Origin of the sequence: Streptococcus sp. HCA-5024 (assembly GCF_037890265.1) — a bacterium.
GTDB lineage: Bacteria > Bacillota > Bacilli > Lactobacillales > Streptococcaceae > Streptococcus > Streptococcus lingualis.
In genome coordinates this window covers 48334-63588 of the sequence record NZ_JBBKBR010000004.1, presented here as the reverse complement: position 1 = coordinate 63588, position 15255 = coordinate 48334, and the positions used below count along the sequence as shown (strand labels likewise).

The 15255-nt window shown below is 40.8% G+C and carries 14 protein-coding genes; 3 read left to right on the top strand and 11 right to left on the bottom strand.

Going from position 1 to position 15255, the window contains the following annotated elements:
* Positions 1 to 3: 3 nt before the first annotated feature.
* The 6 genes from dltB to WKT08_RS07310 all read right to left on the bottom strand — a co-directional run bounded on the left by dltB (position 4) and on the right by WKT08_RS07310 (position 5928).
* On the bottom strand, positions 4 to 1257 hold the full coding sequence (gene dltB, locus WKT08_RS07335) for a D-alanyl-lipoteichoic acid biosynthesis protein DltB (protein ID WP_003017621.1): 1254 nt from the start codon (positions 1255 to 1257) through the stop codon (positions 4 to 6).
* A complete protein-coding gene (gene dltA / locus WKT08_RS07330) occupies positions 1254 to 2804 on the bottom strand; it encodes a D-alanine--poly(phosphoribitol) ligase subunit DltA (protein WP_340281118.1) in 1551 nt (516 codons plus the stop codon). The genes dltB and dltA overlap by 4 nt, the downstream gene beginning before the upstream one ends.
* Before the next feature lie 18 nt (positions 2805 to 2822).
* Positions 2823 to 2951: a teichoic acid D-Ala incorporation-associated protein DltX gene (locus WKT08_RS07325; RefSeq protein ID WP_003002102.1), complete on the bottom strand. Its 129-nt coding sequence runs from the start codon at positions 2949 to 2951 to the stop codon at positions 2823 to 2825.
* A 169-nt stretch (positions 2952 to 3120) separates the two neighbouring features.
* Positions 3121 to 4380 (bottom strand): S41 family peptidase, encoded by a 1260-nt coding sequence (locus WKT08_RS07320; protein ID WP_340281116.1) that lies wholly within the window; start codon positions 4378 to 4380, stop codon positions 3121 to 3123.
* 92 nt (positions 4381 to 4472) lie between these two features.
* Positions 4473 to 5156 (bottom strand): DUF4956 domain-containing protein, encoded by a 684-nt coding sequence (locus tag WKT08_RS07315; RefSeq protein ID WP_340281114.1) that lies wholly within the window; start codon positions 5154 to 5156, stop codon positions 4473 to 4475.
* Complete coding sequence (locus WKT08_RS07310; RefSeq protein ID WP_201089515.1) at positions 5149 to 5928, bottom strand: polyphosphate polymerase domain-containing protein; 780 nt, start codon at positions 5926 to 5928, stop codon at positions 5149 to 5151. The genes WKT08_RS07315 and WKT08_RS07310 overlap by 8 nt, the downstream gene beginning before the upstream one ends.
* A gap of 213 nt (positions 5929 to 6141) precedes the next feature.
* On the opposite strand from WKT08_RS07310, the gene WKT08_RS07305 reads away from it, so the two are divergent.
* Entirely contained in the window at positions 6142 to 7389 is a 1248-nt protein-coding gene (locus WKT08_RS07305) for a carbohydrate-binding domain-containing protein (RefSeq protein WP_118396232.1), read from the top strand.
* An 89-nt stretch (positions 7390 to 7478) separates the two neighbouring features.
* Positions 7479 to 8144, top strand: a complete 666-nt coding sequence (locus WKT08_RS07300) for a DUF4947 domain-containing protein (protein WP_182448459.1) — start codon at positions 7479 to 7481, stop codon at positions 8142 to 8144.
* 88 nt (positions 8145 to 8232) lie between these two features.
* Here WKT08_RS07300 and WKT08_RS07295 read toward each other — a convergent pair whose 3' ends face one another.
* Positions 8233 to 11028, bottom strand: coding sequence for a YhgE/Pip family protein (locus tag WKT08_RS07295; protein WP_340281109.1), 2796 nt, complete (start codon positions 11026 to 11028; stop codon positions 8233 to 8235).
* A gap of 134 nt (positions 11029 to 11162) precedes the next feature.
* On the opposite strand from WKT08_RS07295, the gene WKT08_RS07290 reads away from it, so the two are divergent.
* Positions 11163 to 11696 carry a TetR/AcrR family transcriptional regulator gene (locus tag WKT08_RS07290; protein WP_150906754.1) on the top strand — a complete coding sequence of 178 codons (534 nt, stop codon included), beginning with the start codon at positions 11163 to 11165 and terminating at the stop codon, positions 11694 to 11696.
* Positions 11697 to 11847: 151 nt separating this feature from the next.
* On the opposite strand, the gene rpsD is transcribed toward WKT08_RS07290, so the two are convergent.
* From rpsD to WKT08_RS07270, 4 genes are all read right to left on the bottom strand, one after another.
* Positions 11848 to 12459 carry a 30S ribosomal protein S4 gene (gene rpsD / locus WKT08_RS07285; RefSeq protein ID WP_003002210.1) on the bottom strand — a complete coding sequence of 204 codons (612 nt, stop codon included), beginning with the start codon at positions 12457 to 12459 and terminating at the stop codon, positions 11848 to 11850.
* A gap of 205 nt (positions 12460 to 12664) precedes the next feature.
* Positions 12665 to 13396, bottom strand: coding sequence for an ABC transporter ATP-binding protein (locus WKT08_RS07280; protein ID WP_049471781.1), 732 nt, complete (start codon positions 13394 to 13396; stop codon positions 12665 to 12667).
* A complete protein-coding gene (locus tag WKT08_RS07275; RefSeq protein ID WP_340281104.1) occupies positions 13389 to 14384 on the bottom strand; it encodes an ABC transporter substrate-binding protein in 996 nt (331 codons plus the stop codon). Before WKT08_RS07275 ends, WKT08_RS07280 begins: the two co-directional genes overlap by 8 nt.
* 57 nt (positions 14385 to 14441) lie before the next feature.
* Positions 14442 to 15200 carry an ABC transporter permease gene (locus tag WKT08_RS07270; protein ID WP_049471779.1) on the bottom strand — a complete coding sequence of 253 codons (759 nt, stop codon included), beginning with the start codon at positions 15198 to 15200 and terminating at the stop codon, positions 14442 to 14444.
* Positions 15201 to 15255 lie beyond the last annotated feature (55 nt).

Genomic DNA, 15255 nt, shown 5'->3' with positions numbered 1-15255 from the left:
CTTTTATTTCAATTTTGGAAACCATTGTTGATCCAAGAATCCTGAGAAAATCAGGAAGGACAGCATCACTGTGTTAAAGGTGATAAAGATCCCTAAAGCTTTGGTCCAACGATTGTCCGGTATAGGATCCAATCCTTTTGCTTTTCTTTCTTTATTGATGGTCTTTTTCTTACGAATCCAAGCATCATTGATGACCAGTCCAAGCCCATGGAAGAGCCCATAAGCGATGTAGTACCAGGTCACCCCGTGCCAGAAGCCCATGACCAACATATTGATAATGTAGGCAACATTTGAGGTGGTAATCCTGCTCTTGAACACTTTATTGCGCATCAGTACCATTACGAGACGCATAAAGACGAAATCACGGAACCAGAAAGATAAACTCATATGCCAGCGATTCCAGAATTCCTTTAAATCACGTGATTTAAAAGGACGGTCAAAGTTGATGGGACTTTTAATCCCCATCAAATTGGAAGCTGCTAAAGCAAACATGGAATACCCTGCAAAGTCAAAGAAGAGGTCAAAGCCATAAACATACATGACTCCCAGCGTTCCGATATTGAAGAATCCACCTTGAGACAAGGCATAGGTCTGCACATGACCTAACAATAAGTGGCCAAAAATATGAGCTAGGATAAATTTGTAAAGGAAGCCATACATGATATACTTAACAGCTTGCTCCAACATATCCAATAATTCTTCACGCTCAGGAATAGCCTTATAATCCTCATTAAAACGCTTGAAACGATCAATCGGTCCACTTGAGAAGGTCGGCATAAAGAGCATAAAGCGTAAGAATTCCCAGAGTGTGAATTCTTTCAAGACACCATCTCGCATTTCGATGATCATTCCGACAGCTCGGAAGGTTAAATACGAAATCCCTAAAAATCCAAACAAGGATTGGTGCCCATTCTTGATCGCTGGCTCCACCTTAACAAAGATCAGGGGCAAGACAGACAAGAAGGAATGAAGATAGAAAATCCACTTGTTGTCCGCTTTCTGACGATAGATTTTGTAGGAATACACAATCAAGATTTGCCAGACTACGTAAAAGAGCAGGGCATAAATTTGCTTGAGATTCGAACCTGTCAGCATCAAAATGATAAAGATCAGACTCACCAGTCCTTCATAGACCGGAAATCTCTTTTTGAAAAAGAGCCCCACAAAGATCGGCAAAAAAGCTAGAATGAGGTAGATAAAATAGATCGGTGTTCCATAGTGTTCTAAATGAGGGAGCTGTTTCAAAAACTCGATCATCGGTTGTTAACCTCGCTAATCAACCCTTTGATGTCGATTTTCCCGTTTGGTGTTAATGGCAGGCTGTCACGATAGAGGAATTTTGAAGGCATCATATAAGACATCATGATGTTTTCTAAATCTTCTTTAATGGCTTTCGTGATATCAATTTCGCGCTCAAATTGTTCTTTGACACCCTCTTTTAAGATGACATAGGCTAAGAGATTTTGGACCTTGTGATCTTTATTATAACGCGGTACTGCGACTGCTGAGTCAATATACTTCGATTTATTCAAGTTTTGAGAGACATCCTCTAGCTCGATACGATAACCGTTAAACTTGATTTGGAAGTCCATCCGTCCACCATAGAGAAGGAGACCTTCATCCGTCATGGTTCCGACATCTCCCGTATGGTAGGCTGGAAGACCTTCAAATTCGAAGAAGGCTTCTGCTGTTTTCTCTGGATTATTCATATAACCTTTTGAAACGGCTGGGCCAGATACGATGATCTCCCCTTGCTCACCATTTGGCAATTTGTTGCCTTCCTCATCAATAATGAAGGTTGGAGAATCTTCTTTGGTGTAACCAATTGGCAGACGTTTCAAAGTCGCTAACATCTCATCTGTTACGGCTACAGCCGAAAGAGCTACAGTTGCTTCCGTTGGACCGTAGGCATTGATGATGCGTGCATTTGGGAAACGCTCGCGCAATTTCTGAGCGGTTTTAACGGTCAACTCTTCCCCATCAAAGTAGAAATGGGTGATCCCTGGCATCTTTTCAGCATTGAAATCTTCAGACAGCATAGCCATATCTGCAAAAGATGGCGTTGAAGTCCAGATAGCAATCGGAAGAGAAAAGATCGTCGCAAAGAGTTGTTTGAAGTCTTGAGTGATAGCTGATGGAAGAGCAAAAAGGGTTCCTCCAAGAGCCAAGGTCGGTGCCCAGTACATGACAGACAGGTCAAAGGAATAGGGCGGTTGTGCCAACATTTGAGGACGCTCTGGCGTTGCAAATTCCTTGTCCGTAATCATCCAGTTGGTAAAGCTGAGCAAGTTATCGTGCGAAATTTGCACCCCTTTTGGTTTCCCAGTTGTCCCTGAGGTAAAGATGATGTAGTAGTTATCATCCCCTTTGACTGGATGTTGCAAGTCATAGGCATGCTGAGCCGCATAAGCTTCACGCACTTGCTCCAAGGACATGATTGGAGCAGCTGGGTTTTCCAATGGAAATTCATTGATGGCAATAATCAAGCTTGGCTCTGCTACTTCAACAATGGCAGACACGCGCTCCAAGGCAGAGTGGCTATCAATTGGGATATAGGCATGGCCAGATTTTGTCAAGGCCACAAAGGTTGCTAACATTTCATATTCTTGACCACCAAAGACCACTACAGGTGACTTTTCAGGAAGTCCCATTTGGTCGATGTGGGCAGCCAAGCTATCTGAATCAGCCTTTAATTGGCCATAGGTATGCTCCTCACCAAGGACATTGTAAACCGGATAGTCTGGTTGTAGTTGCGCATAACGTTCAATTGTCTCGATCATATCAGTAATTGGTTGGTTTGACACGGCTAGGAGTCTCCTTTTCTAAAATTCGTTGTAGATAAAGCCACCCTGACCTTGACCAAGGTAACTAAAGAAATAAAGTAGGGCTAGGAAAATGGCGAAATACAAGACCGTCTGCCCGATAAATTTATAAAGTGTTTTATGTTTCATAAGTTTCACTCTTCATTTTGATTGTTACTCACTATTTTACCATTTTTTATACCAAGTAAGCAATTTTAAACATAGTGAGAATGTCGTAGAAAACGTTATCATTTCAGACATTTATCCCTTCTAACCAAAGAAATTTTCTTTAATCAGTTTTTCTGATTGAAATCCTGTTTTATTTTACATTCCCCCGATGAATTAACTCCAGACACTTGTCCAGATCCACATCTCTTTCAAAATGGTCAGGACTCCAAGGAATCTCTATATCCGGTTCAACACCTTGATCCGTCATTCCTTTGCCTTGATCCAGGCTTAGACAGCGAGAAGTAGGAAACATCAATCGATAATCACCATAATCAACGGTACAACAATTGGAATAGTCTAAAATTCCGAGAGTTGGTCTACCTACCACCGTTACCTTCTTAAATTGCTTCATCATCTGGACAAAATTATCTCCAGAAGAAGCGCAGTAGATGTCTGATAAGACAAAGATCCGTTCGGGATAGTGGCCTCCTCTAACCTCTGGGAAGAATTCCTCGCTTTCTTGCTGATACGGTACATAGCCTTTCCCCCGATGGCGGAGCAATTCCTCTTTCATCTCTTCAAGCAGTTTAACCGTTTCAGGACTAATTTCTTCCTGTTGCATCCAGTCCTCAAAGTCTTTCAAGCGCAGGTCAACATTGCGCTCCGTATAGAGAATTTCCATGCCATCATCATCCCAGTCAAGCGAATCATAACCCTGATCCTTCTCTAAACCTAGGTGTAATAGAGGGAAATATAAAGAATCTGTCCCTCCGCCGTTCTGTCGAACATCAACGAGAAGGAACTTGACCTCCGTCATCATCGGTAAGCACTCTTGATATACCCGGCTAATAGCTCCCTCATCCATAAAGTTATCCAGACGAAGGTAAAGGATCTCATCGTCTAATCGTTTCCAAAAAATCTGATCTTGGATCGGCTCTTGACTGGGCACTACTTCAATGGTCTTTTCTACCCCTTTCCGGAGAAGAGTGACCCTTCTTGACTGAGAGACCAAATCTGCCCATTCTCGGTAATGTCTTTCGGGGGTCTTACTGATAAAATAGTCCTTATGAAGAGACGCTACCTGCTCCAAATCACTTCCATCCAGACTTAGGATCTGGTCCCCTGCTTGGAGACCGGTATCTTCATTAGCTTCCTCAACATACAATTTCTGTCCATTTATTCTCAAAAGAAACCCTTTTTGACTGGCCTTTTTATCTCGAAAGGAAACATGCCCGATCACCCCAAAACTAGCTAGGTAAGCCTTAACTTGATAAAGAAAGGCATCATCCGACATATCATCTGTCATTTTTTCTCGAAAGCGATCGGGGTCGCATCCTTTTCGATCCTTGATGGTAGATGAATCATGGCTCATAATCGAGATGATATCTTCAAAAATAGCAGTCTTTTTCATAAAGGATTCCTTCAATTTTTTAGAAATAGTATACCACTTTTTCTTAAAAAGTTCTTAAAATCCTAAAAAACTATCCTAAAGTAGGATAGTAGTTATAAATTCTTTCTTTTCTTGGCTTTCTTTGTCAGAGCAACATCACAATTTTCAATCTTGTTAATCAATAGATTAGCAAGGGCAAAATCATCGATGTTCGATTTCATATTCACCTCATAGTTCAAGGTCAGTTGTTCTCCAGCTTGGGCCGTTGTTACAGAAATAAAGTCAACTTCTGAACAACTTTGGTCTAACAACTGACTGATTTGTTCTGCAACAGCATCTTGTTTTGAGACTGTAATAGTCAAATGACGGCGCCGTTGATGATCTGCCTTACTCTGTTTGTTCTCCAATACAAGCCAAACCCCTAGTAAAGAGAGGGTTGATAAAATGGCCAATAAAAGATAGCCCGATCCTGCTGCTAGTCCTATAATCATGGCTAGAAAAATCGCAATCAACTCTCTCGAACCACTCGTAGCTGACCGGAAACGAATCAAACTAAAGGTCCCTGCCACTGCAATCGAGGTTCCCAAACTTCCATTGACCAAAAAGATCACTAAGGTCATCATACAAGGAAGCAAGGTCAAACTAATGACAAACTCTCGAGTGTACAGTGTCCGGTATTTATAGGTCCAAGATAGGGCCATTCCTAGAAAGAGGCTGATCAAAAGGGCCAGCAGTAAGCGCAAGGGATCCACCGTTGCTGTGGCATTATTAAAAATAGAATCAAATAGATTAGACATAGGCAGCACCTACCGTTTCTTCCACTGGTCTTGGGGCATAATCCAATCCTTGTGATTTATGATAAGCACAGCTATATTTTGAAAATTTCTGCTTGACCAAACCATACTTCTCTAAAATATCCTTTAACCATTGAGGTTCTTGTCCGGGAGCCTTAATTTCCATGATCACGAAGTCATCCTCTAACAAAGGTTCTCCTTTCTTCCCATGAAAAAGACTAACAGCTTGATCACGAAAGACTAAGTTTTGATCGATTGTCACGCGAATTTTCTGATAAGGATAACCCTGAATGGATTTCTTTTCTTTGAGAGACAAGCGATCATAGTAAATGAACATCCGTGGTTCCAACCGATGACCATAGCGTTTGCGCAATCTCTGAATCTCTTGCACTAAGTCTGGATCTTGTATCTGATGATCTACTGTCCCATCTGTCATCAAGTTGATAATGGCTTGTGAAGTAGCGACTAGACGGAATTTATGGCCAATTCCTTCTTCATCTTTTGACTTCACCTCTAGAAATACCGGACTGTCTGCTTGAGGTGTTTCTATATAAGTCCGCATACGTATTTTTTCACGGCGGTGTTGTTTCGCAAGAGCATCTTGAATAACCTCAAAATTTTCCGTATCAAAATAAATGTTTGAAATAGTTGAAGTTGGATAATCATCTTCTACGACGTATTTTTTTAAGTCTTTGATCAAGTCTTTTACGTCATCTTTTGCGACGATATATTTTGTTTCGATTCGTTTAAAACTTGTCTCAATTGTTTTTTTCATGTTTCTACTCCTTTAAGGGGGGATATTGCTTCTAATCTTCAGTAAGTATGGATACGACTTACGTGTTTTCTAGTTTAATGGGACTTTCTTAACTGGTCATTAAGCCAAACTTAAAGAAAACTAAAGTTAAGATTCCTTTCAGAAAAACTTTAGGAAACTTTCAGCTAGCAACTTTAGACTAGGAGCATATCAATTGAACGAGAGGAAAAGCTCATGAAATCAAACAAATGGAAATTTTTATTAACGGGGGCCGCAACCCTCACCCTACTAACAGCGTGTAGCCAAGCATCATCTCAATCAGCTACAACAAACGCAACAACAACTGCTTCTAGTGTCTCAAAGAAAACGACTAAAACCAAGCAATCTGACTATTTTACCGAAAAAGATTCAGACACCTCATATGATGAAAGTAAAGCATCTATTGTCAAACTATCTGGCTCGTCTGCAACTGTTTCAGGGGATGGCGTAGCCGTTTCTGGATCAACTGTGACCATCTCGAAGGCCGGAACTTATGTCATCTCTGGTGAATCTGATGGGGTTCAAATCAAAGTCGAAGCAGGTGACTCAGATGATGTTCATATCGTCTTAAAAGGTGTTACTATGTCCAACACCAACGCACCAATTTCTGCTACGAAAGCGGGGCATGTCTACCTGACTCTAGCAAATGGCACGACCAATACCTTGTCTGATTCAAGTTCAAACAGTGATGAAGATGCCGATGCGGTCATCTTCTCTAAAGGCGACCTCACCATCAATGGTTCGGGTACGCTCAACATCGATGCCAAGAAGAACAACGGGATAAAGGCCAATGACACTCTCCACATCACGGGTGGAACCTATAAAATCACAGCTGTAGGAGATGCCCTCAATGTCAATGACGAACTCAATATCACTGGCACGACCATGACCATTGACGCAGATGAAGATGCGGTCAAGGTGGATAATGATGAAGATACTTCGGTCGGAACCATGTACCTTTCAGATAACAAAATGACCATCACAGCAGGAGACGATGGCATCCATGCTTCTGGTGATCTGATCATCGATAGCGGAACCTATCAGGTAACCGAGTCTGTCGAAGGTCTCGAAGGAAAATCGATCACCATTAACGGTGGAGATATCACCATCTATGCAACCGATGACGGGGTCAATGCGGCTAATGCTAATGCCAACCAAGATGAAATTTTCTTCACCATGAATGGTGGAACTCTCAACGTTGAAGTTGGCCAAGGGGATACCGATCCAATCGACTCAAACGGTAATGTCACTGTGACTGGAGGAACCATCAATTTAACAGGGCAATCCGGCTTTGACTTTGATGGTACTGCTACCTACACCGGTGGAGATATCTATATCAATGGTGAAAAACAAACAGAAATTGTCAATTCCATGCCTGGAGGCGGTGGGGCTCCCGGCGGTGGCGGACCTCAAGGTGGTGGACCTGGAGGCGGACATCCATAACAACAAATAAAGGCAGGATTTCTTCCTGACCTTTTTTTGTTCCTCTTTTTATGATAGAATAGAAAATCAATCAACTTGTTGAAAGGAATATGATGAAAAAACAGACACTACCTCTTTTCTTCACACTCTTGCTGTCTCTTCTTTTTCTATCAGCCTGTGTGCCGGACCTTAAGATCAATTTTAAACAAGTGCCTACTACTACCAGCTCAAAAAAGAAAACCACTAAAAAAAGTAGCTCGAGTCGTTCAACTAGCTCAACTAGCACAGGTAATTCCTCTAGCTCTCCCTCAACTACTACGGAGACCACTTCTGACATCATCACAACCGAAGGGCTCCCTAGAAATGCCCAAGAAGCACCCAAGGATAAAATTTATGCAACAGGGAACTTAAAAGTAGCCTACTCTAGAAATGACGACAATATTTTTGTACAAACGCCGGATTATGAAGGGTATACCACTGCTCTTGTCCAAAAAATCCTTGGAAATCCAGAAAAACAAATAACAGACCCTGCTTATATTAGCGAATCTTTTCAAAATATTGAGCTAGAAAATATTAAAAATCTCTACCGTAAGGGGAAAATTACAGAAGAACAAGCTCATGCCTTTTTATTGGGAGCTGTTGATCTGAAACAAGCTTCTAAATTCGGAGTAGATTACACCATTTACACCTATAAAAACAACACCATCCAACTGGTCTTTGAAAACGACCAACTCCTCTATATTACACCAAATCCTGATGTTGTCTTCTTTAAATAATGAATATTCTCGCTTAAACAAGCGAGAATTTTTGTTTCACATGAAACAAAAAACTCTCAACTCCAAATGAGTTGAGAGTTCTTGACGATTAGTCCTCTTCATATTTTTTTGGATTGTAAAACCACATCCCTAGTCCCGCAAATAGAGCAATGGTCATCAAAAGAAAGACCACTTGATTTCCAATTTCTCCTGTCATCGAAATCGTTTGACGAAGACCAGAGACGGTATAGCTCATTGGCAAGAATGGATGAATGGCTTGGAAAAATCCATTTGTCAAAGCAAGAGGATAAGTTCCTGCACTAGAAGCCAATTGCAAGAGCAAGAGGATCAACGAGAGGAAAGCACCGACCTTTCTTTGCCATGTTGTTAAAGCGGTCACGATAGACATGAAGGCTAGACTACCGATCACACAAAGGAAGAGGGTAGACATCTCATGATTGGCAGATAAACCAATCAAGTGAACAGCACCATAGACCAAGATTCCTGCAACCACCGCAATGGTTCCATTGACCTCAAAGCGAGATTTAAACCATGCCCAACGACTTTCAGGATGACGACCGGATGGCAATTTTGCAAAGATCATATTGGTTGACAAGGCACAAACAAAGAGTGCTACAGAGATCATATAAGGAGCCATTCCGACCCCATTTACAGGGACATTATCTTGATCTGTTTTAGAAGTCGTAACAGGATTGGCTAAGGTTTTTGCGTTTTCTTTTTCAGTTGTAGCAGCATTCAATTGTCCCTTAGCATCGTTTAATCCTTGACTCAAGGTTTGGCTTCCTGTTGCTAATTCACCTAAACCGTTTGTCAATGTTTGGCCACCCGTTGCTAATTTGCTGGATCCTTCTGAGATTTGATTTGCTCCGTCAGCTAGTTTATCAGCCCCATTCACCAATTGACTTGATTTTTCTGTCAACTGATTGACACCAGTGACAAGTTTGTTGACACCACCTGCCAATTCTGGAGTTTTGCTGTTCAATTGTCCTACACCGTCAGCTAATTTTCCAGCACCGGCAACCAATTCACCCGACTTACCTGTTAATTGGGTCGCTCCTGAAGCCAGTTGATTCATGCCTGATGTCAAGGCAGGCATCTTCCCATTTAACTCACCTAGACCAGAAGCTAATTGATTGCTTCCTGCAAGTAATTCTGATGATTTACTATCTAGTTGGCCAACCCCTGCTGCTAACTGACTAGCACCATCCGTTAAAGTGCTACTATTGGTCTGAAGTTGGCTTGCCCCACTAGCGATTTTATCAACACCAGCTGTATAAGCGCCAATCCCTTGACTGATGGTTTGGCTAGCCGGCAACAATTGTCCACTAACTGCGGATTGGATCTTAGACAAGCCACTTGACAAGTCTGTCAAGGTAGAAGAAGCTGTTGGTAAAACTTGATTGGCTGCAGTTTGCAGCTGTGTCAAGCTATTTCCTGTATTCAAACTACTTTGGATCGTTTGGATCGTTGTCAAGATCCCTTGAGCTGCTGTTTCACTCGAGCTTGGGCTAGATGAGATCGCCGCACTGATTTCCGCTTGTTGATCAGCTGTCATTGCTTGATAAGCTGCTGTCCCTTGTACACTTGCAAGGGCATTTGCACGATCCGCTTGGGCTGAAGCAAGGATTGATTGAGCTGAATTCGCAATACTCGTCAATCCAGACGAAAGTTGACTGGTATCTACTGAAGCATTTTGAATCGCTGCATTTAATTGGTTTAAACCAGCTGCCAATTGATCAATCTGAGCAGATTGACTTGTAGAAGCTTGTAGCTGGCTTGATAATGTTTGAATACCTGATTCTAATTGTGAAACCCCATTTCGAAGGGTAGCAGATTGACTACTTAATTGACCCGCTCCTTCTGATAAAGTAGCGACTCCATTTGTATAGGTTGCTAAACCATTTGAAAAGTTAGATAGGCCTGAATTCAATTGACGCACGCCATTGGTATAATTCCCAAGACCATCATTGAGGGTCCCCATACCACTGGTTAATTGACCAACTCCTGAAGCTAACTGAGGGGTTTGACTCGCCATTTGATTGAGACCATTTCCTAATCGATCCACTCCGGTAGCGTAAGCCATCAAGCCTGTATTAAAAGTACCAAACCCATTATTTAATTGATTGACGCCAGATACCAAGTTTGGAAGTTGACCAGCCATTTGATTGAGACCATTTCCTAATTGACCAACACCATCTGTATAGGCTGCTAGACCCGTACGAAGAGTAGTCGCACCATCTGAAAATGCTAAGCTTGAACGAGCCAATGTATTCAAATTAGTAGACAGTGTTTGACCACCATCTTCCAATTTACTTGCACCATCTGCTAATTTAGCACTTCCATCTGCCGCTGTCCCCATACCAGATTTAAGCGATCCCATTTTGGAAAATAAAGCTGTTGTATACGTATTGGTCACTTTTTCGGCCACTGACTGCTTCATCTTTGTCATCGCAGTGTCGCTCATTTTCCCTGCGATAAAACTATGACCACTGGATGTTTGGTAATCAATGGTCATCTGTTCCGGATGATTGGTTAAGATGGAGCTAGCTTTCTTTGAAAGATCCTCAGGCAGGGTTACAATCATATAATAATCGCCATTTTTAAGACCATCTTTCGCAGCTTTCTCATCTACAAAATGAAAATCAAGTGAGTCATTGTCCTTCAAATTGGACACCATGTCTTTTCCTATTTCCATCTTTTGTCCATTATATGTAGCAGATTGATCCTTATTGACAACCGCTACAGGAAGATCCGAAACTTGGCCATATGGATCCCACATGGAAGATAGAAAAATAATATTATAAAGAGCTGGAATCAAAGCAACTCCAATCATGACAATGATAAATGTTGGCTTTTTAAGAATAGCCTTCCATTCTTTCATCATATTTTTTGTCTCCTTTTTATACACATTGTCTAAATTTCTGATATAATAGATTATACAGTTTCTAGAAATTTTCACAAGTAGCAAATCTTTATTTTTAGACACTGTGTATAATTTTGTGCAAAAAGGATTAACAGATGACTGAGAGCAATAAACGATTAAAAACAAAACGAAATATCGAGGAGGCGATGGTTCGACTACTAGAAAAGGAATCATTCGACCAAATCACAACGGTTGAGTTAGCACAAGAATCCGGCATTAGTCGCTCTAGCTTTTATACCCACTATCGAGACAAGTACGATATGATCGAGCGCTACCAACAAGCACTCTTTCACAAGCTTGAATATATCTTTGACAAACACCAAGACGACAAGCGCCAAGCGATTACAGAAGTGTTCGAATTCCTAACCAAGGAGCCCCTCTTTGCAGTTCTTCTGACAGAGAATGGAACCAAAGAGATCCAAACCTTCTTACGACATAAATTACAGATTCTTCTGGTTGATAGTTTGCAAGAGCGCTATAGTCATAAATCATTAACAGATATTGAAAGAGTCTACAGTTCTGTCTATCTGACCAATGCCTTCTTCGGAGTCTGTCAGATGTGGGTTTCGCGCGGAAAAAAAGAAAGTCCTCAACAAATGGCTGAATTTTTATTGAAAATGTTACGGTAACAGTCTCTCCTGATCGATCTAGATCAGGAGTTTTTTTATTAGCAGGTTTAGGTTTTAAGAAAACAAAAAGGGGAGCAAAGCCAGAAATCAACCCTTTAAGACAAAATAAAAAGCCCACTGTAGTAGGCTTTCTGCAGAGTATATCTTAAAATTAAAGCATTTTGTTGTAGAATTCAACGACAAGTGCTTCGTTGATTTCTGGGTTGATTTCATCGCGTTCTGGAAGGCGAGTCAATGAACCTTCAAGTTTGTCAGCATCGAATGATACGAATGCTGGACGTCCAACTGTAGCTTCAACAGCTTCAAGGATAGCTGGAACCTTAGCTGATTTTTCGCGAACTGAGATCACTTGACCTGGAGTTACGCGGTATGAAGGGATATCAACGCGTTTTCCGTCAACAAGGATGTGACCGTGGTTAACGAATTGACGAGCTTGACGACGAGTAGTCGCAAGTCCAAGACGGTAAACAACGTTATCCAAACGACGTTCTAAAAGAAGCATGAAGTTGAAACCGACAGTTCCTTCTTTAACTTTAGTAGCTTGTACGAACAAGTTACGGAATTGTTTTTCACCAAGTCCGTAAGAGAAACGAAGTTTTTGTTTTTCAGCTAATTGCAAACCGTATTCTGACAATTTTGAACGGTTGTTTGGTCCGTGTTGACCTGGTACGTAGTTACGACGTGCCAATTCTTTACCTGTACCTGTAAGTGACAAGCCAAGACGGCGAGATTGTTTCCAAGATGGTCCTGTATAACGTGACATTTAAAATGTCCTCCTATAAAAATAATTTTTGTAGGAAATAACGTTTTAGACAAACCTGATTCGTTCAGAAAGCCTTCGCCCAAACAGCAAAGGTTACTTTTCTAGCTGACTTCCTGTTGACGAGCTTCATTTTGTCCTGCTGTCATTTCGCACAAATTCTATTCTATCACGGAATAGAAACTTTGTAAAGTCCTTCAAAACAATTTCAATGAAATTCAGACAATAATTCTATGATTCGTTTTTTATATTGCAATTGTTGCCAGTCTCTATCCGTTGCTGGATCCCATTTTAAAGGAAGATCTGCAATAATTTCACCGGGATTATGATTTAAGATATAGATCCGGTCACTCAATGTCAAAGCTTCTTCGATACTATGAGTGATCACTAGAGTGGTGAGACCAAGACGTTCCTTACTGTCTAGATACCAGTGATAAAGATCCTGCCTTGTCAATTCATCTAAGGCACTAAAAGCTTCATCTAATAGGAAGACAGAATGACCCAGAAGATAGGTTCTCAATAGCGCCACCCGTTGCCGCATCCCCCCACTCAGGGCATTGGGATAAAGGTTGGCAATACTTCCCAATTTAAATTCATCTAACAATTTTAGAGCTGTAGATGTTGCCTCTTCCTTAGGAATCTTTTTTAATTGAAGGGGAAGAATAATATTTCCCAATACTGTCTTATGTTCCAACAAAAGATCCTTTTGTAGCATATAGCTGACTTTCCCAAAGGAGATCGGAGCATTATCTACTTCTATGGTACCCTTTTGTAAGGGAAGGATCCCAGCAATTAAATTAAACAAGGTTGATTTCCCTACCCCACTCGGACCTAGAATAGAGACGATTTCTCCTTTTTGCACTTCTAGTGATACATTATTTAAAACTGCTTTATCTCCAAAAGAGAAACTTACATCTTTTACGGTTAAAATATCAGTCACCTACCAATTCGTTTGTGAAACCTTTGTCTTCTAAGTCATTTGAAACCAATCCTTGCTCTTTTGCCCAAGCATAAAAAGCATTCCACCGCTTAGGATCAAACTGCCCCCACTTGTCCTTGTCTGAAGCATATTGATTAGAAAGATATTTTTGGGAAGCGAGTACAAAATCACGCTGGTTAGCTAAGGCAGGGGCCTGTTTGATCAAGATATCCGCAGCTTCTTCTGGATGCTCTATAGCATATTGGTAGCCTTTTTTCACCGCCTGAATGAATTTTTTTGCTTCCTCTTTATGAGACTTCAAATAGTCATTGTTAGCAATAATAACAGGCGAATAGTAGTCAAATGCAGGAACAAAATCTTTCATATAGAAGAAATTGGTCTTCATTCCCTTTTGCTCAGCCAAAATTCCATCCCAACCGTGATAAATCCAAGCAGCATCAAAGACCTTATTTTCAATCGGAGTAATGGAATTTGAATCACTATTTGGAACCAATTTTACTTGATTAAAATCAGCCCCTTCTTTTTTCATCATCGATTTGATCATTTCCAACTCAATCGGATCATTCCAGGTACCATACTTCTTACCCACCAAATCTTTTGGACTTGTGATTGCTGCATCTTTTCTTGAAATAATCCCTGACGTATTGTGTTCGACGATAGCTGCAACAGCGGTAATACCCGCACCTTTATCCAATTTCTTGGCCATAGAATCTTGGAAATAAATACCAAATGGAGCTTTCCCATTGATAATCAAATCAGAACTACTGTCTTCCGGCGGAAGTTTTATATCTACATCCAGTCCTGCATCTTTAAAGTACCCTTTTTCCTTAGCTACATAGAGACCCGTATGATTGGTATTCGGGGTCCAATCTAGAATAAAATCAATCTTTTTCAAATCGCTTGACGATTGCTTGACAGAATTTTGACAAGCACTCAAGAAAACAAATCCCAATATTATTGAGAAAAATAAACCTATTGACTTTTTCATTAGCTATACCTCTTTTACATTTTTGTCAATTTAATTTTTACACCATTTACAAGTTTGTCAATCCTTTTTCCATTTTAGAATGGTTCGTTCTAATTGGTCAACGAGAAACATACCGAGTAAACTAATAGCAGAAATCAATACAATGATCGCAAACATCGTATCATACTGAAATAACTTCTTCGATTGGATCATATAGACCCCCAATCCATCAAAACCTCCTAACCATTCTGAAACGACCGTACTGATAAAAGCATAGGAAACACTCACACGTAAACCTGCGAAAAAATAAGGAAGCGCTGCAGGAATTTTATAATGGACTAAAGTCTGAAAGCGATTGGCTTGCATAATCTGAAACAATCTCAGAATATCTTGATCGCAATGCCGAAAACCATCTAACAGACTGACTACGATGGGAAATACCACCGTAATAATGATCAAAACCAGTTTTGGAAGCATACCATAACCAAACCAAAGAACCAGGATGGGGGCCAAGGCAATCGTCGGAATGGTTTGAATAACAACCATAAAAGGATAGACCAGATCATTCACCCATTGAAAACTATCCATGAGAATCGCAAAGCCAGCAGCAAGAAGAACCCCTATAACAAGTCCAATCAAGGCCACTTGAAGAGTAGACAAACTGTGATGAATCAGGAGAACTCGATCTCGTACAAAGGCATTCCCAATTTCAAGTGGCGTTGGTAATACAAATTTGGGGAGGATATTTAAAAATCCTGCTAACTGCCATAAGACAAGAAGACTGCTAAAACCTGCAAATCCTATCAATTGTTTTGAATATCTTTTTACAAGAGACATCGTAACCTCCTTTCTCACAAATAAAAAACGCCTCCAAAATAGGAGACGGATTGCA